This window comes from Vibrio crassostreae 9ZC13 (genome assembly GCF_000272045.2).
Lineage (GTDB): Bacteria > Pseudomonadota > Gammaproteobacteria > Enterobacterales > Vibrionaceae > Vibrio > Vibrio crassostreae_C.
This window is the reverse complement of record NZ_AJYZ02000019.1, coordinates 411,492-436,004: the sequence shown is the minus strand read 5'-3', so window position 1 is coordinate 436,004 and position 24,513 is coordinate 411,492. Positions and strand designations below refer to the sequence as shown.

Below are 24,513 nucleotides of genomic sequence, written 5' to 3'. Positions count from 1 at the left end.
AGTAAGAATCCGAATTTTCAAAACTCACCGTAATCCTAAGTCGTCATCATCCCACGTACGCGTCACCCTCGAGAAGGAGGAACGACTGAGTCGGGGATCTCTGCTCGTTGTAGGCTAACCAGAATTAGCTCACGAACAACCAAACACCAACGCCCATCATCAACGTACCTGCAATGCGGTTCATCAACTTAACATTGTCGGCTTTGCCCAGCATATGCTTTAAGCTCTTTCCGCCTGTCGCGTATAAGGTCATGCAAACAAACTCAGAAACCAGAATGATTGACACGAGAATGAACAACTGCGGTGCTAAGTCTTTATTGCTGTTAATAAAAGGAGGCAGCAAAGAAATCATAAACGCCCAGCCTTTTGGGTTCGCAATTGCAGTGACAAAACCTTGAACCACCAAGTCCCAATCATTGCTGACTTTTGTTGTTTGGTTGTCAGTACTGATCGCCAGTTTGCCTCTCGAACGCCACATCTGAACGCCTAAATAAAACAGGTAACCCGCACCAACAAATTTAAAGCCCGTAAATAGCCATGGGTAATTCAACATGATCGAAGCGATACCCAATACCGCGGCAATAGAAACCACAGCGACACCAGCCAGTTCACCGATCATCATCCATAATGTACGCTTGTATCCAACACTCATTCCAAGTGTCAACGCCAAAGTCATACACATACCGGGCGTGATTGACACGAAGAAAAACGTGGGAATAAAAGCCCAAAGTAGTGCGCTATCCATATTATTACCTTATCGACTTGTTTTTATTTATTAGTTCTTGTTTCTTGATCGGGCTTGAAATGAAGCGAGGTTGAAACGAAGCAGTAATGACAATAAACAATATTGCGATCAATACAAACAAAAAGAGCCACATAACAGTGGCTCTTTTCAATCACCAACCGTAATTACTTACGACGGTTTTTAATTCGCTTCATCATAGTCAAACGACGTTCAGCGCTTGCTTGATCTTGTGGCTCTTCGTTCGCGTTGTTCTTACGACCCTGACGGTTTTTGTAAGCCGATTTAGTGTTCAGCTTCTCGATGTAAGCATCACGTTTCTTCGGTTCATAACCCGGTTGTTCAACACGACGAATGCGCTGTTGAATCAGTTTTTCAACTTGAACGACAGTCAGCTCTTCTTCGCGGTTAACGAAAGAGACAGCGTGACCTTGCTTACCTGCACGACCTGTACGGCCAATACGGTGAACATAGTCTTCTGCTAGGAAAGGCATGTCGTAGTTAATTACGTGTGGTAAGTCTTCGATATCAAGACCACGAGCCGCAACGTCGGTTGCTACCATTACACGCGCTTTACCTTCTTTAAAATCGTCTAGAGCACGACGACGAGCACTTTGCGCTTTATCACCGTGACACAATACTGCTTTAATGCCGTCTAGCTTAAGCTCTTTAACTACATCGTTCGCTGTTTCTTTGTAGTTAACAAAAACAAGCACTTGGCGCCAGTTTTTACGACCAATCAGCTCAGAAAGCAGTTCTGTTTTACGCTCTTGATCCACTGGGTAAACCACGTGGCCGACAGTAGCAGCCGTTGAGTTTTCGCGCTCAACACTAATACGTTTTGGTTTACGCAGAATATCAACAGACAGTTGGTTTAACTGAGTAGAAGTCGTTGCAGAGAACATCATGATTTGCGGTGATGTTTCTACATCCAACATGATCTTACGAACGGCATTGATAAAGCCCATATCAAGGATACGGTCAGCTTCATCAAATACTAGGAATTCTAGGTTAGCAATAGACACGTTACCCGCTTCTAAGTGCTCTTCTAAACGACCAGGTGTTGCAACCAAAATATCCACACCCAGTTCTAGTTGACGAACTTGTGAAGACATCTTGTTACCACCGTAAACCGCAGAAACGCTTAGATCCGTGTATTTAACGTAGTCTTTAATGTTTTGAGCGATCTGCGCAGCAAGCTCTCGAGTTGGAGCAAGAATAAGGCCGCGAGCCGTTCCTCTAGACGCTTTTTTACCGCTGTTCAAAAGGTGTTGGATAACAGGCAATGAAAATGCCGCTGTTTTACCCGTACCGGTTTGAGCAGTAGCAAAAATATCATGGCCTTTACGAGCCATTGGAATCGCTTTTTGTTGAATTGGAGTGAGTTTTTCATAACCACACTCAGTCAACGCTTTGACTAATTCAGGAGCAAAACCTTGAGAGGAAAATGACATTGTTACGGGTTCCTTAAGCAGACAGCCTACATTCTTATTTCAGCCGAGCACTATAAAGTAATTAGAGTGATTTATCTCACATTTATCGTGATATAACGCAAACTTTCTCACTTAATCTGGTGTTTACCCCACCTTAAACGAAGTAAACACCGAGATCCTTGGTTCAAACAGCAAAAACAGGGCTATTTGATACCACACAGCTTGAGTAGAATCTGCTCGAGCTCGCCCCATGGCATGAGCTGCGAGTCGATCACTTCCAATCGAGATTCAAAGCCATCAAGCGTAATTTCGTTCACAGACACGACTTGATTCGCCACATTGAATGCGTAGCAACCTTGGTCGGTGTTCACGACAGCTTTTACACGCTCGGCCGTTAGATCTGACAACATAGAGAATAGCGCATCGAAGTCGAACTTATGCTCTGCGCCAAACAACCAACCACAACTGAAATAGCCCTGTCCTTTATTCTCTTTACGGATGAAAGCTTCACCAGGAGGAAGTTGGAATTGAGGCTCTTGTTCAGCGTGATCGTGATGATGCGCTTCAATATGAGATGAAGCACTGCCGTATACTCTTTCAATGTCTAACACTTCCAATGGCACTTCACCATCGTGAATTAGCTTATGGAAGACTTTTGCTGGCGTTTGATCCGTCACCCAATCATTGAACACATCGATGTCTTCAGAATGAACAAGGTCAACCTTAGTACCAAGAATCACATCTGCACTATTTAGTTGATCATTAAAATTCTGATTCGAGGTGTACTTTTCATTAGACAGATTTCGTGGGTCAACCAAACCAAGCGTCGCTTTTAAATCGACATATGGTGTGTACTGATCGGAAGTCAGTGTCGCAATCACTTGTTTAGGATGACCAAGCCCTGTCGGCTCAATCAATAAACGGTCTGTTTTTTGGCGAAGTAAGGCATTAATACCTACCGACATAGGCACGCCCGCAGTACAACACATGCAGCCACCCGGCACTTCTTTAATCAAAGCACCTTGATCTGTCATCAATGCACCGTCAATACCGATTTCCCCGAACTCATTAACCAGAACAGCCCAGTTTTCATTCTCAGGTTTGTTTTTTAGTAGGTTCAAGATGGCTGTCGTTTTACCAACCCCCAAGAAACCCGTAATGATGTTTGTAGGAACTTTTTTAGTCATATCAGTTCTCCTTTTTAAGGGAGTATATACACAATCACGGAGAAATTGACCCCAATCGCTTGTTTATACGGAGAATGATTTAAGCCAGAAGTTGTATGGGTGTCACTAGAAAAGGGGGGAACGATGAAAATGGGATGCTCCAGACGAACTAAAGGCGTACTTACTCAGTACGCCTCACCCTCGTTACTCAATCGTGAGTTCGCGAATCAGGAAGCCTTAAATATCGACCTGAACATTTAACGAGGAACTAAAACTTTGTTTCTGAATCCATCCAAATTGTGTGTAAAACCTCACTTCTCCTTGCGGTTCGTTATGTTGCTTTACGATTTAACTATGGTTCATTTTTGGGGATATTCAAGCCGCCGCCAGAGAATCGATCAAAACTGTGACGGTGATTCCACTATTGACCATAGATTCCATTTATGTAACACGCACATTCCATAAATGAAATTCAACTTTTCATCTTTGTTGCTATAGGATATGCAGAGGAAGCGTATAATTTAATGCAACCCCGCCTTAACTCATTCAGGAAACTTATTTCTATGACCAGAAGAGAGAAAATTAAGCAGTCCTTACTAGCAAAAATGCCAAGGGATGCTATCAATCAATTTCTCTCAAGAGATAAGACCCCAGCCTCCGTTCTCTTTCTTTCTTGTATTGTGGGTGTACTTGCGGGCGTTGTGGGTACTTATTTCGAAGTTGCGGTTCATTTCATCACAGAAACTCGTACCGATTGGCTGAAAGATGAAATCGGTAGCCATTTACCATTGTGGCTTGCTGCTTTCCTTATTAGTGCGGCATTTGCCTTTATTGGTTACTTCCTCGTTCACCGCTTTGCTCCAGAGGCTGCAGGCTCAGGCATCCCCGAAATTGAAGGTGCGATGGACGGTATGCGCCCTGTTCGATGGTGGAGAGTATTGCCAGTAAAATTCTTTGGCGGTATGGGCGCATTAGGCTCTGGTATGGTTTTAGGTCGAGAAGGACCAACCGTTCAAATGGGCGGCAGTATTGGTCGCATGGTCACCGATATCTTTCGAGTCAAAGACGATGACACTCGCCACTCACTGTTGGCTTCAGGTGCCGCTGGTGGCTTAGCCGCCGCATTTAACGCACCACTGGCAGGAATCATGTTTGTGGTTGAGGAGATGAGACCACAGTTTCGCTACTCACTCATATCAATCAAAGCTGTCATCATCTCAGCAGTTTCAGCCAACATTGTATTTCGTTCTATCAATGGCCAATCTGCCGTTATCACAATGCCTCAGTACCAGCCGCCTGAACTCGACGCACTTTGGTTATTCTTATTATTAGGTGTGTTGTTCGGCCTGTTTGGTGTGATTTTCAATAAACTGATTACGCTTTCCCAAGACCTGTTTGTGGCGATCCACAAGAATGACCGTAAACGCTACTTGATGACAGGCACCCTACTTGGCGGTTGCTTTGGCTTGTTGCTCCTTTATATACCTGAATTAACTGGTGGTGGTATTGGTATCATCCCGAACATCACGAATGGCAGCTACAGCGCCAATGTGTTGTTGTTGATTTTCTTAGGCCGAGTCCTCACTACCCTGCTTTGTTTCGGCTCTGGTGCGCCAGGCGGTATCTTTGCACCAATGCTTGCGCTAGGAACACTCTTTGGTTATGCGTTCGGGCTTATCGCAGCGGCATTCTTTCCCGAACTGAATATTGAACCGGGTATGTTTGCAATTGCTGGCATGGGAGCATTATTTGCCGCCACCGTGCGAGCGCCTATCACTGGCATACTGTTGGTTATCGAAATGACCAATAACTACTACCTGATCCTGCCGTTGATCATCACCTGCTTAGGTGCGGTAATCATTGCTCAAATGTTAGGTGGGCAGCCAATTTACAGTCAACTGCTTAACCGTACGCTGAAAAACGAAAAACTAAGACAACAAGATCTCCCTCAACAAGAGGAAGTGCGTTAATTACAAATGACTCATGAAACAAAAGCACACATTCAACGTGCTTAATCTCCCGATTCCGTATCAAAATCAAAAAAGCAAACGTTAAACTTGGTATCATCCACTCAAAATTAGTTGAGTGCCCTCAAAATCTATTGATGGAAGACCTACATACTCTAACTAAGGCAAATATTCCAATATTCTGTAATTAACTAAGTCGGAGCAAGTCGTTGAACTGGAGAAGATTAACCCAAGTAAAAAATGTACCGCCATCTCAGGCGTCTTTAGCACTTGGCGTTATTGGGTTAGGACAAGCTTGGGCGTTATATATCCCGGGCATTGGTGAGATAATTCGTCCCTACCTAGCTGCATTCGGCGCGCTATTATTGCTGCCTGTTTTACTGCGCTATTTAACGAGCTTTAATACCTTCCTTAATGATATTCGCCACCCGTTAAGTGGAAGCTTGATGGCACCAATGAGCATGACTTTACTGATTCTGTGCGACTATTTAGCCGAGATATCGCCCGCCATAGCTTACCCAGTTTGGTTCTGCGCGTTATTGCTGCACTTTACCATGATGGTGTTGTTCTTCAGTTTTCAGATCATCAACTTCAAAATGTCGAACATTGTACCGAGTTGGTTTCTGTATCCGGTCGGTTTGATCAGCAGCTCCTTAGCTGGCACACAGTTCGGGCACACTGTATTTTCAGAAACACTTGCGGTCACTTGTATTGGTATCTATTTCCTTATGTTGCCAGTGGTGTTGTACCGCTTGGTGTTCGAAGGCAATCTTCCTCGCCGAGCAAGACCAACACTTGCTATCATGGCGGCTCCGGTTAACTTATCTTTAGCTGCTTACTTGGTTAACTTCGACAATCCAGACCCGATTCTAACAGGTGCATTGGCAGGCATTGCCATCACCATGACACTATTGATTTACTTGTGTTACATCCGCCTAATGCGTTTGAAGTTCCAACCTTCAATTGCTGCCGTCACCTTCCCATCCGTGATCAGCGCTATTGCCATGCATCGTCTAACCACCTTTTTCGGCGCGGAATACCCGCAATGGTATTGGCTGCACAAGTTCGGGTTCTTTGAGCTAACCATCGCCACCATTCTAGTGATTTGGGTAGCAGGCGGTTACGTGAAAATGTACTGGCCAGAGTTTTTCGATTCCGACTACATGTCTAAGAAGGTTAAACGTTCTTAGATAGAAGCGAAAAGATCTTAGCTGAACCATCGTGTTCTGCAGTAGTCGATGATGTCAGACAAAACCAACCAAACCCAAAAAGGCCTCACACTGTGAGGCCTTTGAATAGGCAAGGTATTAATAGTTCAGGCGAGTGTTACTAGAAATGCCGAGACCTATTAGAAGTTAGCGTGAGGGCCGAATACTTCGTAGTGAACGCGTGAACGGTCAACTTTCATTGCATCTAGCTGCTCTACGATGTTCTTCATGAAACCAACAGGACCACAGATGTAGAAATCGCTCTCTTCAAAGCCTTTAGTATCAGAGATAGACGCTAGATCCATTTGACCTTGATGCGTGTTTTCACATGCAGATTCATCTTTGTTCATGTACCACGTTTTCGCTTCCCAACCTTTGTCGGCAACAATATCTTTAACACGAGTCGTGAAAGAGTGTTGGCCTACGTTCTCACAAGCGTGAAGGTAAAGTACTGGCTCGTTTTTATCTTCCGTGTTTAGGAACTCAAGCATAGACTGCATTGGCGTTACACCAACACCTGCAGAGATAAGTGTTACTGGCTTGCTGCGCTCTTGATACATGAAGTCACCCGCTGGTGCGTATAGGCTAACCTCATCACCAACAGCAACCGTATCGTGTAGGTGGTTAGATACAACGCCTTGTGTCTCTTGGCCTTGTCCTTCACGTTTAACAGAAATACGGTATTGCTTGCCGTTTGGCTTATCAGACAGTGAGTATTGACGAATCTCGCTGTATTGAGAGCCTTCTGGCTTCACTTCGATACCGATGTATTGACCTGGTGTGTAATCCAGAACTTCACCGCCGTCTTTTGGCTGAAGGATAAAGCTTGTTACTAGCGCTGACTCTTCGATTTTGTCTGCAATCACAAACGCACGCGCTGCTTCCCAACCACCAACAGCTTGCTTACGCTGTAGGTAAAGTTCAGCTTCACGATCGATGAATACTTGCGCCAAGAATAGGTAAGCGGCTGTCCATGCTTCTTCCACTTCTGGAGTAAAGGCGTCAGCAGCTAGTTCACGTAATGTCTCAATCAGGTGCAAACCAACAATTTGGTAGTGCTCTGGTTGAATGTTAAAGCTTGTGTGTTTCTGAGCAATACGTTCAACGGCAGTTGTTAACGCTGCTAGATTTTCAATGTTCTTTGCATATGCCGCGATAGCTTCAAACAGTGCTACGCCTTGGCGACCTGTTCTTTGGTGAGTCATATTGAAGATATCTTTCAACTCAGGGTTATGCGTGAACATACGTTGATAAAAATGCTGAGTTAAAGCTGGGCCTGCGCTCTCAAGTAGAGGAATAGTAGATTTGATGATTTCGATATGTGCATTGTTAAGCATGAATTTACTCCGAACACTGAGCCTTATGACCTATATGTCATTTTGACTACTAAAAATTAAGAATGACTTATCGATTTTCTGAAACCTTAGTTATTTTTAGAAACTGAGTTATTTTGACTCGTTTTCATTTCAAAAAATCGCGAAACCTGATTAATGCAACCTGATTGATTGAGATCAAGAATAGTCTGTTTAATCAGCGCTATAATTGGGCTTCTCTGTATCTTCTGCACAATCAGTGCCAACTTTATCAATCCCCGTCATTACTGGTTTTCTTCTCAAAACTCATCTTATAAAAATGTCAAAAAGACCTTTTTTTTAAGTCAATAAGACTCTATTATGTAGATAAACACACACAGTTAGAGTTTTTTATGCAAGATATCTCCGCATCTACCCTCATGGAAATGACCATTGGCCTCGCAAGTGGTGTCAACGATCAAGATCGTTTCAATCGCCTGATCGATGCCATTCGCAAAACCATAACGTGTGATTGTGTCGCGCTTTTAAGCCTTCAAGGCGACACGCTAGTACCTATCGCAATGCAAGGGCTCAGCCGAGATACGTTCGGTCGTCGCTTTATCATTTCAGAACACCCACGGTTTGAAGAGATCTGCGCGTCTCGCTCTCCTGTTCGTTTCGATGCTGACAGCTCCTTACCCGATCCTTTCGATGGTTTGCTTATTGACCATGATGGCGATTTACCAATGCATGCTTGTATGGGCTTGCCTTTGCTATTTGGCGATAAGCTCTTAGGTATTCTGACTCTAGACAGCTTGAAACCTGATGTCTTCGCGAATATTCCGGCGCGTAACCTTGAAGTACTGGCAGCTATTGCAGCCTCAACCATGCAGATGGCACTGACCTTCTCGCAACTTGAGCATCAAGCAAAACAGTCAAAGCAATTACTCGAAGAATTGAACGTAGAAGCGTGGGAACGTGACGGCGGTGAGTTGATTGGTAACAGTGACACCATGGTCGCGCTTAAGAACGACATCGCTGTTGTAGCTCCATCTGAGTTTAATATCTTGATTCATGGTGACACCGGGGTTGGTAAAGAGCTTGTAGCTCGCACCCTGCACCACCAATCTCAACGTAAACGTAACCCACTCGTCTACGTAAACTGTGCTGCAATTTCTGAAAACTTAGTAGAGAGTGAACTGTTTGGTCACGTTCGTGGCGCGTTCACTGGCGCAGACAAAAACCGCTTAGGTAAATTTGCTTTAGCCGATGGTGGCACACTGTTCCTTGATGAGATTGGTGAATTGCCTTTGGCCGCTCAAAGTAAGCTCCTACGTGCGCTGCAAAACAACGAAATCCAACCGGTTGGCCAAGACAACATTCAAACCATTGATGTGCGAGTATTGGCAGCGACAAACCGAGATCTAAAACAAGAAGTTGAAGACGGTCGATTCAGAGCCGATTTGTACCACCGATTGAGTGTGTATCCTATCGCGGTGCCAGCACTGAAAGATCGTGGTGACGACATCAGCCTATTAGCGGGTTTCTTCTTAGAACAAGCGCGTCGTAAGCTTGGTATCAACCAAGTTAAGTTCCGCTCCGACGTTCTTTCTTTCCTAAACCGTTATGGTTGGCCGGGTAACGTGCGTGAACTTGAGCATGTGATCAGTCGTTCCGCATTGAAAGCGTTAGCGCGCAGCGCCAATAAAAACCTGGTGACAATCACCAAGGAAGATTGTGGTCCTCTAGACCAAGATCAGCCAATTGCGACGACTCAGGTGAAAAACACACCATTATCGACACCAACGATCGACCTTTCTGCAGGGCTACGTGGTGCAACGGACGATTTTCAACGCAGTATCATTACTGAGGTGTTGGAAGATGCCAACTTTAACTGGGCACAAGCAGGGCGAGTTCTGAAAACAGACCGAGCAAATCTGACTCGACTGTCTAAGCGTTTAGGGCTAAATGTGGCTAAGTCTCATACGATCGAACGGACAAAATAGATATTAGCGGTTTGTTGCGAGCATCTGACAAAACTTGTGTATATAATGCTGCAAATTGTAACGCTAATTTTAAATATGTAGAGAGAGTTATGAAGTTTATCCGTTGGTTCTTAGGTCGTGTCATCTTGTTATTGAATTTTGTTTTCAGCCCACGTGGTGTGAAGCGTTCTCAAGAAGAACAAAGCAAAGTAAATGAGCAAGCAAAAACGCACACGTTATACCAATTCGAAGCGTGCCCATTTTGTGTGAAGGTGCGCCGCGCGATGAAACGTCAGTCGGTTCAATTTGAACTTCGTGATGCAAAAAACAACGAGCAACACCGTGCTGAGCTTGAAGCTGGCGGCGGTCGTGTGAAAGTGCCTTGTCTACGTATCGAAAAAGACGGTAAAACTGAGTGGATGTACGAATCTTCAGATATCGTGACTTACTTAGAAAAGCAGTTTGCATAAGCAATAAAGCAACAAAAGTCAGATACAAAAAATCCCTCGAATGTGAGGGATTTTTTATGTCTGTTATTTGGCGTTAATCGCTTCAAATTGGGCGCGAAAGTTCAAACGACTACTTCGTGACAATCAGCATCAATTCAACACGGCGGTTACACGCCTTGCCTTGCGCAGAAGCGTTCGTACAAGCTGGAACATACTCACCGAAGCCACGAGTATAGATGGAACGACTTGATACGTAGTTACTCTCTAATCGAGCCTTCACTTCTTTTGCTCGCTGCTCTGAAAGCGGATCATTGATTCGATCTGTGCCCGTGTTATCGGTGTGCCCTTCAATCACCACATCAATATCTTGGCGTTGAGCAAGGTAGCTGCCTAGCGTATCTAGCCATTGATTATACGCTGGCTCAGGGAATGCTGAACCTGTTTTAAAGTTCACGTGCTGCTCAAGCTTTACCATCACATGGTTACCCGGCAACACTTCAAAATCGATGCGGTTTTGTCTTAAAAAGACTTCCAGTGGGTCGTTAGTCGAAACGCCACGTCCGTAGTTGGTCGTGATGGTTCTGTGTTGATGAGTGCTACTCTGGATAGAGTACCCACGATTGCTTGCTACATGAGTCGTTTGAACCACACCCCATTCAGGATGCATCAAGTCGTAATCGGTTTGTGGTGCAGTCTCTAGCATGTCACCGCCAAGTAAGTCAGTTGGTGACGTGGCTTCACACCCAGCCAAAGCTATGCTTAACATTATCGCTAAATATCTCATTACTTCACCAACCACTCATGCAGATAAACCATTCACTAATGTCTATATCGGCACCGAGGGAAAAACTTTAGACGAAAAGAAAGCAGAACCAAAAAAAGTGCTGTTGATCACAGTTAACCGTCTACTAGCTTGTCTTCAGCCGCTAGTTCGAACTGTTTGCATTTATTTACCTTATAATTGTTTTCCAATTCGTACTAAATAGTTAGAATCTCACGACTTCTCAACGCTAGAGCAAACATTATGTTTAAACCATTTACTAAATTCATCACAGCACTCGCTGCCGTACTCATTATCGCGGGTTGTAGTGAAACAGACGAGCCACAAAAAGGCGTTCAATACGAAGCGCTTCCTACTGCTCTAACAGAATTTAACTTGTCTCCGATCACTGAAATCTTCTCTCTTAACTGTGGTCACTGCCGTCAAATGGAAAGTGCCATTCCAGAGATTGAATCTCTAACAGACCAAACTATTGGCAAGATGCACGTGACGTTCAACGAAAGCGCTCAAATCAGCGCAATGATCTACTACACAGCAGTGATGCAGCTTGATGCGACGCCTGACCACGCATTCATGGACGACCTATTTGGTGCCGTTCAAATGGGTGCAGATGCAACACCTGAGCAGCGTCAACAAGCACTAGAGACAGCGTTTACTTCTCGTGGTTTGGTTAGCCCATACCAGCTGAATAAAGAACAGCAAGTCGCTCTTTTCGACTACGTTAAGCAAGCAGAAGAGATCTCAGTAAAAGGTCAGATCAACTCAGTACCAACCTTTATCATCAACGGTAAATACCAAGTACTAACAGCAGGTCACCAAGACGTTGCTGGCATTGCAAAAACGATCAACTACCTTTTGACTCAACCATAATCACGGCTTTAGTCAACTGATTAACACATTTTGTATTAACTACGAAATTCAGCACTCAATATAAATAGGTTTTACTATGTCTAAATTTGTCATCCCGGTCATTGTCTTTCTTTTGGCGGGTTTCATGATTTACCGTACTTGGACGAATCATAAGTCTGGCGGAGAAAACTTCGAACAAGGCCAACAATTTCTAATTGAAAACGGCACTAAAGAAGGCGTGATTACGACTGAAAGCGGTCTTCAATACCTTGTTCTTGAAGAAGGTACAGGCACAGAGCACCCAACTAAGAACAGCAAAGTAACGGTTCACTACCACGGTACGCTAATCGACGGCACTGTTTTCGACAGCTCTGTTGAGCGCGGCGAGCCAATCTCATTTGCTCTTAAGCAAGTAATTAAAGGCTGGCAAGAAGGTTTGACTTACATGGTTGAAGGCCAAAAAGTTCGTCTATTTATTCCAAGCACTCTAGCTTACGGTAAAGGCGGTTCAGGCCCTATCCCACCATCATCGACTCTGATTTTTGATGTAGAACTCATCTCTATCAAATAATCGAAGTGATTGATTTAAGCCCCAACATACGCGCTATGTCGGGGCTTTTTTATATCTGAACATTTGAAGCCTCTTTAGATATTTAGCTATTTAGCTACTGTAACAACGACCAAATATACCCTCGAAAACCGACCACTAGACGACTGGTCTAATTTAACTTATAGTACCGCCCATGAACGAAAAAACGAATGACACACGCCTGCATGTTTTAGATGTTGGCTACCAATTAATAGTGAACAACGGCTTTAACGGCGTTGGCTTATCGCAATTGCTTAAAGAAGCGGACGTGCCTAAAGGGTCGTTTTACCACTACTTTAAATCGAAAGAGCAATTTGGCGAGGCTCTGATCCAGCACTATTTTGAGACCTACATCAGCAGAGTTGAAACTATTTTGGTTCATGGTGAAGGCAACCATTACCAGAGAATTGTCAGTTATTTCACTCGATGGTCACAGATTGAAAACGGCACCTGCAATGCTCATAAATGCTTGGTCGTTAAACTCAGCGCGGAAGTTTCTGATCTTTCTGATCCTATGCGCCAAGCGCTATTAAAGGGTGCAGAAAAAGTGACGAATACCATCGAACAGTGCATTGTCGGCGGTATTGAAGATGGCTCCATAAAGGTTGAAGAGAGCCAAGAAGCAGCTCAGAACCTATACTCAATGTGGTTAGGCGCCAGCTTATTGAGCAAGCTGAGCCAAAGCTCACATAGCTTACAGTCAGCTTTGAGCCTTACCGAACGAATTTTAAAAGGTGAAAGCTAATAACGCGCAGCGCGCTTTATTGGCTTTAACTTAAAAAAATCACCCGCCCTCTTATCAATTTGATGACGGCGGGATTTTTAGACAACAAGACTAGACGACTGGTCTAATTCTAAATGTATAAAATACACAATTAAGGACATCCAATGACTCAACAAGACAATCGCCGAATCGTATTGGCTTCTCGCCCAGTTGGCGCACCGACTCAAGACAACTTCCGTTTAGAGACAATAGCTGCGCCAAGCATCAAAGACGGCGAGATGTTACTTCGCTCAGTTTACCTTTCTCTAGACCCATACATGCGTGGTCGTATGAGCGATGCTAAATCCTACGCAGATCCCGTTGCGATTGATGAAGTGATGGTAGGCGCAACCGTATGTCAGGTTGAAGAATCAAACCACGCTGATTACGAAATTGGCGAGTGGGTACTGGCTTACACAGGTTGGCAAGATCTTGGTGTGTCTAACGGTGAAGGCCTTATCAAACTAGGTAAAGAACCAACGCACCCTTCTTACGCGCTTGGCATCATGGGTATGCCTGGTTTTACTGCTTACATGGGCTTGCTTGATATCGGCCAACCTAAAGAAGGCGACACGCTAGTCGTTGCAGCAGCAACAGGTGCTGTAGGCGCAACCGTTGGACAAATCGGCAAACTAAAAGGTTGTCGTGTTATCGGCGTTGCAGGCGGTCAAGAGAAGTGCCAATACGCGAAAGAGGTTCTTGGCTTTGATGAATGTATTGACCACAAAGCTGACGACTTCGCAGAGCAACTGGCTAAAGCGTGTGACAACGGCATCGATGTTTACTTTGAAAACGTTGGGGGCAAAGTATTCGATGCAGTAATGCCTCTACTTAACACAGGTGCTCGTATTCCTGTGTGTGGTCTTATTTCTCAATACAATGCGACTTCACTGCCTGAAGGCCCAGATCGCATGTCTAGCTTGATGGGTATGTTGCTGGTTAAACGAATTAAGATGCAAGGTTTCATCATCTTTGATGACTACGCACACCGTTACAACGAATTTGCTGTTCAAATGACAGAATGGTTGTCTCAAGGCAAGATGCACTATCGTGAGCACCTGGTTGAAGGTCTAGAAAATGCGCCACAAGCATTCATGGGCCTATTGGAAGGTCAGAACTTCGGTAAGCTTGTTATCAAAACGAACGAAGCTAAATAAATTCAATAAACTGAACCCGTTAACTAGGTAAAATCATGATTACTTTGCATCACCTGAATAAGTCGCGCTCAAAGCGCATCATCTGGCTATTGGAAGAGCTTGGGGTAGATTACCAAATCAAACCCTACCAACGAGACAGTGTCACTTTTCTTGCACCACCAGAACTCAAATCCATTCACCCATTGGGTAAATCTCCTGTCATTGAAGACGATGGCGTCGTGATCACTGAATCTGGTGCTATCACGGAATACCTAATCGACAAATACGGTCAGGGTAAGTTCGCACCTACACGCGGCACCGCAAACTACGTTGAGTATTCGCAATGGCTTCACTTCGCTGAGAGTTCAGGTATTTTGCCAATGCTGCTTAAGATCTTTGTAATGAAGGACGGCTGCGAAACTAACTTCCTAGGCGGTTATGCAGACGATGAAAACCAAAAGATCTTAACTTACGTGAATAATGCACTTGAAGGTAAAACCTACTTGGTTGCAGACACACTAACAGGTGCAGATTTTATGATGTCGTTCATCGTAGAAATCGTTGGTAACTTTGGTGCAACTGCGCTTTACCCTAACATCGCTAAATACGGTGAACTTTTAAAGAGCCACCCTGCTTACCAAAAAGCTGAGCAAGTAGAGCTAGAACACTCGAACTGATCGAGTTTCACTCAAACACGTGCTTGCTAGAGTAAACACAAGAAACTAAATGAAGCCAAAGCCGATTTATCTTCTGCTTTGGCTTCTCATTTGTCTTCATTTCGACAACAATACCGAACTCTAACTGAACAGCCATAGAGTTTGATCTTAATGCCAACAAACGTCGCTCAATACACACCTCTGCACCTAGCAAACACGAATGTCGATTTAGCGCTACCGACTCGTTTTACGTTTCCGTATTACTATACCCCGCACCCTGTGTGTGAATTCGCTATGCTGCAGCTTCAGCAATCACTTGTCGACTGTGGTGTGAATGAAACCTCGCAAGGTAATCTCTACGCTGTGCTTCTTGTTCAGAATCCAACCACACAAGGGTTAGGTTACCTTTCTGCGTTTTCAGGCTTGCAGTTAGATCCGGCTTTGGTCTCTCAGTTAAACAACATTCACTTTGTTCCACCAGCCTTCGATTCAAAACAGTTTCAATCTCAAAACAGTGCGAACCTTGCTCGACAATTGCAGCTCTCGGACGACATTGAAAAGCTGCAACAGTCGCACAATCTAGACACATTATTGGCCGAGCTTGAAGGGTTAAAAATCGAATCAGCAAAAGCTATCGAAGCCTTTCAGTTAGCAATGGCCGCAAACAAAGCTCAGCGTAACGAACTCAGAGAACAAGCCAATCAAGAAAAAGCATTAGGGAATCTAGAGTCAGCGGCGAATTTGCTCAAACAACTGGGCAATCAAAGTAGCCAAGAGAAACGTGACCTAAAAGCACTTCGTATTGAGTGGAAACAGAAGATCGCAGAGCGCCAATCACAAATTGATTTGATTGAAAGCGAACTGAAAAACCGTAAGCAAGATCACCAAGCAGTTTCACAACAGTTGGAAACTCAACGCCTCTCTCACTATCGCTTTATCAATCAAGCCAAGCAATCTAAGAATTTACTCGAGTTGCTCGATGGTAAAGACGCGCTTGAAGGCTCTGGTGACTGCTGCCTACCTAAGTTGCTTAACTTTGCGTTTGAACACGGGTTCAAGCCGTTAGCATTATCTGAGTTTTGGTGGGGATTACCGCCTACAGACATCATTCGACAACACGCAAACCTCTACCCTGTTTGTCAGAGTAAAAGCTTTGAGATCCTCGAACACCAGTTAAGTGGCATAGAGCTAGAAGATAACCCGCTTATCGTGAACCCTGCGGTTGGTAAGTCTTTTAATATTGTTTATGAAGACGATGAAATCGTAGTCGTCAATAAGCCTGAAGAGTTCTTGTCGGTTCCCGGTAAGTTCATCGAAGATTCAGTTTATACCCGCATAAAAGCGCGTTACCCGGATGCGACTGGTCCTTTGATTATCCATAGGTTGGATATGTCGACGTCAGGTTTGTTGATCTTGGCGCTCACGGCGGAATCAAACAAGCATATTCAGAAGCAGTTCATTAATAGAACCGTAGAGAAACGCTACACCGCTTTGTTAGATGGCGAGATAACGGGCGAATCTGGCAATATCAGCCTTCCTTTGCGCGGCGACATCACGGACAGACCAAGACAACTGGTTTGTCACCAACACGGCCGAAATGCAGAGACCCATTGGCAAGTGGTTAGCACTCACAATGGCAAAACCAAGGTTCACTTGTACCCTAAAACAGGGCGAACCCACCAGCTGCGAGTGCACTGTGCTCATCCATTAGGGCTTGGTGTACCTATTCGTGGTGACGACTTATACGGATACAAACGCGAGCGCTTACACCTGCACGCTGGCTACTTAAAGTTGATTCACCCGACAACCGGTGAATGGATGGAGTTTGAAGTGCCTTCCGAGTTCTAAACTCTAACTTATCGAGCTAAGACTCTTATCTCACTCAATATTTGATCTCATAAAACGCATCAAGGTTCTACAACTGCTTAAGGTATAGAACCCTGATATTTAATTTTAATGTGATTATCACAGTTCATTAGCGTACTTTAGTTACTGAGTTCAATACTGCAGACGCCTAGCCCATCACATCTTTGCGCTGGTCAACACATTCGAAAGAGCCCATTTCGAACTCGCGACAGATCCATGGTCGGTTTTCGTAGATAGTACACATCAGTGTTTCTCTATCTACCGCAGAACACCAGCCGTCGTCTAAGCGCTTCATGGTTTCACCGCCCCATTCATCATAAGCGATGTGCTCTTCAGGTACGCCCGTATCTGTGATGATCATAACCTCTAAACGACAACAGCATGCCTGACAATTTGCACAGGTTACTTCGGGTTCGGTTACGTTCTTTATATCTATCGTCATAAGTGACTACACTGCTAAATTTTGCGTATAGTAATCGAAACCGCCCGCTACGGCTAATAAAGATAGTGCGGCGCGGCGTTTTCATTGATGTAGAAATAACAAAGGGCGCTGTGATTCACTCACAACACCCATAATATTTCGACTTTTCAGCGCGGCTTATCGCCACAGGCTCTATTTAGAACAGGCTCGCGAAGAACAGCTTAACGTAGTCTATTAAACGTTTGAACAAACCGCCCTGTTCAACCGCTTCAAGCGCGATCAAAGGCTGAGTTTGAACATCTTCGCCATCAACGGTGTAATGAACCACACCTAGAGTTTGACCTTCTGCAATTGGCGCTTTCAGTTCAGAGTTAAGCTCGATAGATGCAGTCAGCTTTTTACTGTCTGACTTAGGCAACGTAATGAACGTGTCTTCTGCCACACCTAATTTCAATGTGTCTTGCTCACCAAACCATACCTTCTCTTCAGCCACTTGATCGCCGCCTTTATGCGGGTTTAGTGTATCGAAGAAACGGAAACCGTAGCTCAACAGCTGTTTGCTGTCTGATTCACGGCTCTTAACGCTTGATGCGCCCATCACAACCGCGATAAGTCTCATCTCACCTTGTGTCGCTGAACTCGCCAAACTGTAGCCAGCACCAGAGGTGTAGCCCGTTTTCATGCCATCAACGGTTAAGCTTCTATCACGCAACAAGCCATTACGGTTATGTTGAGTGATGCCGTTGTAACTGAAAGAGCGTTCGCTGTATAAGCCATACACATCCGGTAAATCACGAATAATGGCACGACCGAGTAACGCGATATCGTAAGGAGTCGAATAGAGGTCGTCTGCATCCAAACCATGTGCATTGGCAAAATGGGTGTTTTCTAGCTTCAGAGAGGTAGCCCAAGAGTTCATCAGGTCAACGAATGCATCTTGTGAGCCTGCAACATGCTCTGCAATCGCAACGCTAGCATCATTACCGGATTGAATAATCAAGCCACGATAAAGATCCATCATTGCTACATCGGTGTTTACTTCGATGAACATTTTTGAAGAGTCTGGGAAGTTCTTCGCCCACGCGTTCTCACTGATTCGTACCTGATCATCAGCAGAGATGTTGCCTCGCTTCATCTCTTGACCTGCCACATAACTGGTCATCAGTTTGGTCAAGCTTGCTGGGTTTAACTTCGTATGTGCGTTTTTTTCTACCAGCACATCACCAGAATTAAAATCAATTAACACATACCCTTTTGCGCCTAGGCTAGGTGGGCTTGGTACTATAGAAGGTGCTGCGATAGCTGCATTACTTACCATCGCGGCGTTACTTACAATGAATATACTTAATAGAGGGAGAGAGTATTTGGAAAACAGTTTCATTGAATCAAACCTAAGTTAACGTTTTGAGCAGTATAGACAAATGCTAGCAAAAGAAGCGCGAACTTTACTTTGCTTTACGTATTTGTACCATTCGTTACAAATAAAAAAGTATAATCTGCGATCTGACCATATTTTCCACAACTAATATTTACTCCACGAATGCATTCAACGCCTAATGCTATCGCTCAGGCATGCGTCTAAATAACATTTCAACAAAGCCAGTAATACGCTGTTTGCTCTCGCTTGGCTCTAAATCAGGTTGGATGCCAGACTGTGCTAATGCTTGCCATTGTACGACCTCTGAGTTAGGTACGAAAAACGCAATGTACAACGACCCTTTCTCCGCGACTTTACCTTCACCATCGTAAAATGGCACACCAGTAGATAGCTTAATCGCATCGAAGATAGACTCATCGTTAAGTTCCGATTCTTCCGCTAATCCAAAGCCTACAACAACATCACCGACACCATCCTGCTTTAACTGATAACCTTTACTTGAGAGCTGTTCTTGAATCGAATCACGCACTAAATCGGTTACCACGGTTTCATCGTATTTTTGAGAAAGGTAAACCTTTTCTGACTCAGGGTGCCAGGAGTACGTCATCACGCCGTGTTTCATGAAACCAAAGTCACCGCTAGTGACCACACCATAATTGTGTGTGGGTGGTATTTCTTGCGTAGAGCATGCGGTCAGCCCAATAGCCATCAAAGCCAATAGTGCTGCTTTTTTTATGCTTTTTGTTGCACAAATGGATCGTTTTATCATTCGAGGCTTCCTTACCTATATAAGAATAACTATCAATTCAACCTCCAACATAAATAGTAATTATGTTAATAGAAAGGTCATTAAACGTTTGCGTAATCGCTAACCTTCACCTCTGTCTGTTTTGGGGGTTTAATCACAAAAACAGAGTTGGTATAGTTCTCCCCGTTAAACAAAACCAGACCATTCGAGGCACGGAGCTTCCTCAATCATCTCATGAAGAGAAGAATTGGTACCGACAAAGTATCGGCAAATTTAAGAGGGTCAAACAATGGAATTCAATATGGTTGAAATTTTAGGTTACGCTGCGTCTATTATGGTCGCAATTTCATTAACAATGAAAGATATCGTTCGTCTGCGTGTCCTTAACTTTATTGGCTGTGCACTCTTCACAGCATACGGCATCATGATTGACGCATGGCCAGTTGCAGCCACCAACGGCTTTATCGCTTGTGTAAACATCTACTTCCTTGCAAAAATGCAAAAGGAAAAAAAAACGGAAGCGATGAAAGCAGCGAAAGCTTAAATTAACGATTAGCCTTTCAAATAATTCTGAAAAAGCCCAAATAGAGCGATCTATTTGGGCTTTTTTATATCTGTTATTCCTCTACACGCTCACTACCTTCTACTTTTTCACCGTTCGGACATAGCGGGCGTAAAACATAGTAAGACCATGAATAAAAAACGCCGAACAGGATTGAGTTCGGCGTTTGACTCTACGTTAAGTGGTTTGTTTAAGGAGGTGGGGATAGAAAGCTCTCACCTCTATCAACAAATCAATACTATGAACAAACTTGAGTCCAGCTACCATCGCTACCCGGTTCAGAACTTGTCCACCAGTTTGCTTGGTAAACACTACCGTTGTGAACCACTTGGTCTCCTGTGTTTGCATGGCTTGGGTTACCTGCCCAATCTTTCTGAGGTAAGTCTGGGTAAACCGCTAAACCTGCCGTATCACATGTACCTGGATTGGTGCCACCATCGCCAGGGTTACCGCCACCTGAACTGATATCACCTAATGGTAGATCTGGCTGCTCGAAGCTAAACGCGTAATCAACGCCACCGACATTCACCGCGTAGTTAGCAGGGCCAGAAATTGGCAAGTAATACACCATGTCTAACTCATACACACCGCCAGCAGGAAGCTCTTCCCATGTCGGCAACGTAAACGCCACTCGGTGCATGGTTCCATCTAGTCCACCGATGTTATCCGCGCGAGTATGACCTGAAGCAATCACGGTCAAACCACCACCCGATTGATCTTTCGCGTTATCAGGTGCAGATACTGGGATATCGAATTGGAACTCAGTTCCACCCGGAAGAGCTTGCCCTGTGTTGTTCGTGAACGTGATCTTAGGGTTGATTGGGTAGTTTTGGTCACCGACTTTGAAGCCACCAACCGATACCGCGATATCTAGCGCTTCTGTTGGAATAGCACCCGTCGCTACTTTGTTTCCATATGGTGTTGCAGACTTAAACTTATCGTAGATAGCTTTCGTCATGGTGTTACCCATGTGGAACTCACCGTTACCGCTGTTACACGCTTGCTCAGTCGTATCGATAGAGCTTCGGTTGCCATTCGCATCGAGAACATAACAGTTATAATCCCCTGCTAGTTCCCAGAACATAATGCCGCCGATCTCTTTGTCGATAACGTAGTCCGCTTTCACGTCGATAGACTGTTTATCTTCTGTTGAAAGGAATACGCCCTTCTCTGCGTTCCACAACCAAGGGGCAACCGCCACACTGTCGTAGTTTCTCGTGTAAGTGCCCGTTAGAACATCTGAAGGATCATTCACAGGATCAAGCTTGTAAGCTTCAGCGTAAGAGCCCCAAATACCCTTCTCTAGGTTCTTCGCGTGCCACATAGGGTTAGAACCTGCGCCCATTTCGTTACCTTTTGGATCGGTATCGTGCCACATGTTGTCGATACCAATAGCGCCATGGCCACAGTTGTTTTTCTCGCCTTCACCCGTACCCGCTGAACATTCAGATTGGTTTGGCAGTGCTGCTCGGCCCCAAAGACCATTCTCACCACCCGTTACGCCTTGCCAACCACGAGTGTAGTAAGGCACACCGATGTTAATACGGCCTGCTGGCATAGAACCACGGAAGTAATGGTAAGCCCAATCCGTGTTCAGATAACCAATACCACCGTAAGCCGCCGTGTCGTATACGTTCCACTGCGCTAGCTCTGAATCTTTACCCGTATCAAACAAGGCTGCGTTATGACCTACGTGATCGTTCCACGCACCGTGAAGGTCGTAAGACATGATGTTTACGTAATCGAGGTACTTGGTTACATCGAATGTTTCCATACCGCGTAATAGGTAACCAGAAGAAGGCGCTGCGATCGTTAACATGTAGTGATTGCCATCTTGCGCAGACGCCGCATCGAGCTTCTCACGTAGCACTTTCATCAACACTTGGTACGACGCCCACAGGTATTGACGACGCGGCTCCATGAAGTCTTTGTCGTATGGGTTACCTGCGCCAGCCATAGAAGTTGGGTATTCGTAATCGATATCTAGACCATCGAACTGGTACTTACGCAGCATTTCGACCGCTGAAGTCGCGAATGTTTCGATACCTTGATGGTTGATAGAACCATCAGCATTGGTCGTCATGGTGTAGAAACCACCATCAGCCACGCGGCTGCCATCAGTCGCGAAGTGACCACCTGTTTCAGCCCAACCACCGATTGAGATTAACGTTTTCACGCCGTGTTTTTTCTTCGCTGTCGCTAATGCACCGAAGTGACCTTTGAAGCCTAATGCCGGATCAACTTCCACACCCGGCCACTCTTTACCAACCGCTGCGTTATTTGGATCGTTTACATCACCGACGTTTACTTTGCCATCTGAACCGATGCTCACGAAAGCGTAGTTAATGTGTGTGAGTTGTTCCCAAGGAATATCATTTACTAGGTAAGCAGCTTGTGGGTCATCCCCTGCACGCCAACTTGTGAAGTAACCAATGACACGACGGGGATGGTCTGCGCCCATTTTCTCACGGCCTTCATCATCGTAAATTGTACAGTAAGGAACATCGACACCTTGAGTTTGATATAAGCCATCAGGGCGACATGTGCTCACTGTTGGAGCGCCGTTCACGGTCAAAGATGCCAACGCAGAATCTGCAGTCGCACCTTGGTCGTCTGTTGCTTTCGCGTAAACCGCTAAAGAACCCGCTTGAGTTGTTGTGTAATCTAACGTGTAAGGGCTCGTTGCAGCAGTGCCCACAAGAGCACCCGCTACGTAGAAATCAACCTTATCAACCGTGCCATCGCTATCTGCTGCCGTTGCTGTCAGTGTGACTACACCACCAACATCAACAGATGTCACTGAAAGTGCAACTGAAACTGTCGGTGCTTCATTCCCTGGTTGTGCTGAATCAACAGAAACAGAAACCGCACTTGCAACACTTGCTGCGCCTTCATTATCCGTTGCAACAACAGAAACCTGATGATTACCCGACGTTGCAGCCCAAGTCGCTTCGAAAGGTGCCGCTGTGACTACCGCAACAGATGCGCCATCAACAAAGAACTCAACCGAAGCCACACTGCCATCAGAATCTAGTGCTGTTGCACTCAATACAACATTATCGCCTTCAGTAATCACGTCAGAAGCAGAGGGTGCCGTTAATGAAGCCGTTGGTACTTCATTTGGCGTACCGCCACCACTACACACATCAATCTTTTTCCATTGTGCATAGTCACCCTCAAATTGGCTCGGGTTGTTATTTTGATTCCAGTAATTCGCTGAGTACGCGCTGCCGTCATGTGAAACCTGATCACCACCGGTGTACACCGTGGCGGAATCCCACGCTTCTAACGTTGAACAATCCACAGCCGCGTAGCTGTTGAACGCCATTAAGCATGACGCGGTGAGAGTACTGAGTGTAAAAACCTTCTTGGCCACTCTTCCTTGGTTTAGGTGCATGTTAGCTGTCCCTTAAGTTATTGTTTCAAGATGCTTAATTTAAGTGTCATATTTCTCATCACTTAAATCTCTTCGCAAAACAACTGTAGGTAACAGTGCCAATTTAACACCTAAAATATTCGATATTTATAAAATGACTCGCATTAATTTGTTTATAGCATGCAATGAGTCGACACTTATTTTGCACGAACAACTAATATTAAATTTATTTCGGTACGCTAAAAAATATCGCCTAATTCGTATCCTTAATTACAAAACTCTATTCATATCTGCTTTATTTGTTCGTTCTGAAATTTCGTTTTAAAACTAACCAAAAGGGATTGATTTCGCCGTAGAACTGATTTCTTTTCTAAATTTGCCCACTTTTTCTTAACAATTGTGGTAGTATCGCGGATTTTTTTGACGAACCTCACATTTCCAATGCAAGTGTGGGAGAAATACATAGGCTCGAAAGAGCCAAATATAGCGAAGAAATAATGTCCAACTTGACGCAAGTCGCCAACGAAAACATCAACGCAGAATCTACTTCTATCGATTTCAATAAAGCTCAATCTTTGGGTGAAAAACTGGAACTCGGAAACCCAGTCTTTTGGCTTAGTGGCAGTTTTTTAACCCTCTTTGTCATCCTAGCCTTCACCAACACCTCCGTGTTGTCCGAACTTGTAAACATCGGCTTTAGTTATTCAACTAAGTGGTTCGGTGCTTTCTGGCAAGTCCTACTACTTCTCAACTTCATTATCGGTTTAGTGCTTGCACTAGGTCGCACCGGCCACGTTCGCTTAGGAACGCTTGCCCTACCTGAAATGACCACCTTTAAATGGATGTCTATCGTCCTATGTACGCTGCTAGCCGGCGGTGGTGTGTTCTGGGCAGCCGCAGAGCCTATCGCTCACTTTGTTTCAGCTCCGCCACTGTATGGCAACGCAGATCCTCAAGCGATGGCGTTCAATGCTCTATCACAATCTTTCATGCACTGGGGTTTCCTTGCATGGGCAATCTTAGGTGGTTTGTCTTCCATCGTGTTAATGCACTTGCATTACGACAAAGGCCTTCCTCTTAAGCCTCGCACTCTGCTTTACCCAGTACTTGGCGACAAAGCGATTAACAGTTGGGTTGGTAACGTTG

At 44.8% G+C, this 24,513-nt stretch carries 21 protein-coding genes; 12 read left to right on the top strand and 9 right to left on the bottom strand.

What is annotated here, in order from left to right; genetic code table 11:
* Positions 1–124: 124 nt before the first annotated feature.
* From A136_RS03345 to A136_RS03335, 3 genes are all read right to left on the bottom strand, one after another.
* Complete coding sequence (locus A136_RS03345) at positions 125–745, bottom strand: LysE family translocator (protein ID WP_017064486.1); 621 nt, start codon at positions 743–745, stop codon at positions 125–127.
* 164 nt (positions 746–909) lie between these two features.
* Complete coding sequence (locus A136_RS03340) at positions 910–2,196, bottom strand: DEAD/DEAH box helicase (protein ID WP_017062632.1); 1,287 nt, start codon at positions 2,194–2,196, stop codon at positions 910–912.
* A 182-nt stretch (positions 2,197–2,378) separates the two neighbouring features.
* Positions 2,379–3,362, bottom strand: coding sequence for a CobW family GTP-binding protein (locus A136_RS03335; protein ID WP_017064485.1), 984 nt, complete (start codon positions 3,360–3,362; stop codon positions 2,379–2,381).
* 542 nt (positions 3,363–3,904) lie between these two features.
* Here A136_RS03335 and clcA point away from each other — a divergent pair.
* Both clcA and A136_RS03325 read left to right on the top strand, forming a co-directional pair.
* On the top strand, positions 3,905–5,311 hold the full coding sequence (gene clcA, locus A136_RS03330) for a H(+)/Cl(-) exchange transporter ClcA (RefSeq protein WP_017064484.1): 1,407 nt from the start codon (positions 3,905–3,907) through the stop codon (positions 5,309–5,311).
* Positions 5,312–5,517: 206 nt separating this feature from the next.
* A complete protein-coding gene (locus tag A136_RS03325; RefSeq protein ID WP_017064483.1) occupies positions 5,518–6,498 on the top strand; it encodes a TDT family transporter in 981 nt (326 codons plus the stop codon).
* Positions 6,499–6,656: 158 nt separating this feature from the next.
* On the opposite strand, the gene hmpA is transcribed toward A136_RS03325, so the two are convergent.
* Positions 6,657–7,853 carry an NO-inducible flavohemoprotein gene (hmpA, locus tag A136_RS03320; RefSeq protein ID WP_017062636.1) on the bottom strand — a complete coding sequence of 399 codons (1,197 nt, stop codon included), beginning with the start codon at positions 7,851–7,853 and terminating at the stop codon, positions 6,657–6,659.
* A 368-nt stretch (positions 7,854–8,221) separates the two neighbouring features.
* Here hmpA and norR point away from each other — a divergent pair, with 368 nt between their 5' ends.
* On the top strand, positions 8,222–9,814 hold the full coding sequence (gene norR / locus A136_RS03315) for a nitric oxide reductase transcriptional regulator NorR (protein ID WP_017064482.1): 1,593 nt from the start codon (positions 8,222–8,224) through the stop codon (positions 9,812–9,814).
* An 89-nt stretch (positions 9,815–9,903) separates the two neighbouring features.
* The gene (locus A136_RS03310; RefSeq protein ID WP_017062638.1) at positions 9,904–10,263 is read left to right on the top strand and encodes a glutaredoxin family protein; all 360 of its coding nucleotides are present in this window, start codon (positions 9,904–9,906) and stop codon (positions 10,261–10,263) included.
* 109 nt (positions 10,264–10,372) lie between these two features.
* Here the strand turns inward: A136_RS03310 and A136_RS03305 are convergent, their stop codons facing one another.
* Positions 10,373–11,008 carry an OmpA family protein gene (locus A136_RS03305; RefSeq protein ID WP_029235219.1) on the bottom strand — a complete coding sequence of 212 codons (636 nt, stop codon included), beginning with the start codon at positions 11,006–11,008 and terminating at the stop codon, positions 10,373–10,375.
* Between the two features lie 258 nt (positions 11,009–11,266).
* Here A136_RS03305 and A136_RS03295 point away from each other — a divergent pair, with 258 nt between their 5' ends.
* From A136_RS03295 to A136_RS03270, 6 genes are all read left to right on the top strand, one after another.
* Entirely contained in the window at positions 11,267–11,893 is a 627-nt protein-coding gene (locus tag A136_RS03295) for a thioredoxin domain-containing protein (RefSeq protein WP_017062641.1), read from the top strand.
* A gap of 76 nt (positions 11,894–11,969) precedes the next feature.
* Positions 11,970–12,443 carry an FKBP-type peptidyl-prolyl cis-trans isomerase gene (locus A136_RS03290; protein ID WP_017062642.1) on the top strand — a complete coding sequence of 158 codons (474 nt, stop codon included), beginning with the start codon at positions 11,970–11,972 and terminating at the stop codon, positions 12,441–12,443.
* Between the two features lie 172 nt (positions 12,444–12,615).
* Entirely contained in the window at positions 12,616–13,206 is a 591-nt protein-coding gene (locus tag A136_RS03285) for a TetR/AcrR family transcriptional regulator (protein WP_017062643.1), read from the top strand.
* Between the two features lie 143 nt (positions 13,207–13,349).
* Positions 13,350–14,381, top strand: a complete 1,032-nt coding sequence (locus A136_RS03280; protein WP_017064480.1) for an NADP-dependent oxidoreductase — start codon at positions 13,350–13,352, stop codon at positions 14,379–14,381.
* A gap of 35 nt (positions 14,382–14,416) precedes the next feature.
* Positions 14,417–15,037: a glutathione S-transferase family protein gene (locus A136_RS03275; protein WP_017064479.1), complete on the top strand. Its 621-nt coding sequence runs from the start codon at positions 14,417–14,419 to the stop codon at positions 15,035–15,037.
* Between the two features lie 150 nt (positions 15,038–15,187).
* The gene (locus tag A136_RS03270) at positions 15,188–16,864 is read left to right on the top strand and encodes an RluA family pseudouridine synthase (protein ID WP_017064477.1); all 1,677 of its coding nucleotides are present in this window, start codon (positions 15,188–15,190) and stop codon (positions 16,862–16,864) included.
* A 166-nt stretch (positions 16,865–17,030) separates the two neighbouring features.
* On the opposite strand, the gene A136_RS03265 is transcribed toward A136_RS03270, so the two are convergent.
* The 3 genes from A136_RS03265 to A136_RS03255 all read right to left on the bottom strand — a co-directional run bounded on the left by A136_RS03265 (position 17,031) and on the right by A136_RS03255 (position 19,450).
* Positions 17,031–17,324 (bottom strand): YkgJ family cysteine cluster protein, encoded by a 294-nt coding sequence (locus A136_RS03265; protein WP_080582263.1) that lies wholly within the window; start codon positions 17,322–17,324, stop codon positions 17,031–17,033.
* Positions 17,325–17,499: 175 nt separating this feature from the next.
* Positions 17,500–18,684: a D-alanyl-D-alanine carboxypeptidase family protein gene (locus A136_RS03260; RefSeq protein ID WP_017064476.1), complete on the bottom strand. Its 1,185-nt coding sequence runs from the start codon at positions 18,682–18,684 to the stop codon at positions 17,500–17,502.
* Positions 18,685–18,862: 178 nt separating this feature from the next.
* The gene (locus A136_RS03255; protein ID WP_017064475.1) at positions 18,863–19,450 is read right to left on the bottom strand and encodes a DUF4136 domain-containing protein; all 588 of its coding nucleotides are present in this window, start codon (positions 19,448–19,450) and stop codon (positions 18,863–18,865) included.
* A 268-nt stretch (positions 19,451–19,718) separates the two neighbouring features.
* Here A136_RS03255 and A136_RS03250 point away from each other — a divergent pair, with 268 nt between their 5' ends.
* Positions 19,719–19,973 carry a YgjV family protein gene (locus A136_RS03250; protein WP_017068159.1) on the top strand — a complete coding sequence of 85 codons (255 nt, stop codon included), beginning with the start codon at positions 19,719–19,721 and terminating at the stop codon, positions 19,971–19,973.
* Positions 19,974–20,229: 256 nt separating this feature from the next.
* On the opposite strand, the gene A136_RS03245 is transcribed toward A136_RS03250, so the two are convergent.
* The gene (locus A136_RS03245) at positions 20,230–23,388 is read right to left on the bottom strand and encodes a chitinase C-terminal domain-containing protein (protein WP_029235218.1); all 3,159 of its coding nucleotides are present in this window, start codon (positions 23,386–23,388) and stop codon (positions 20,230–20,232) included.
* A gap of 476 nt (positions 23,389–23,864) precedes the next feature.
* Here A136_RS03245 and A136_RS03240 point away from each other — a divergent pair.
* Positions 23,865–24,513, top strand: a 649-nt coding sequence (locus tag A136_RS03240; protein ID WP_017064473.1) for a BCCT family transporter, incomplete at its 3' end; no start/stop codon positions are given.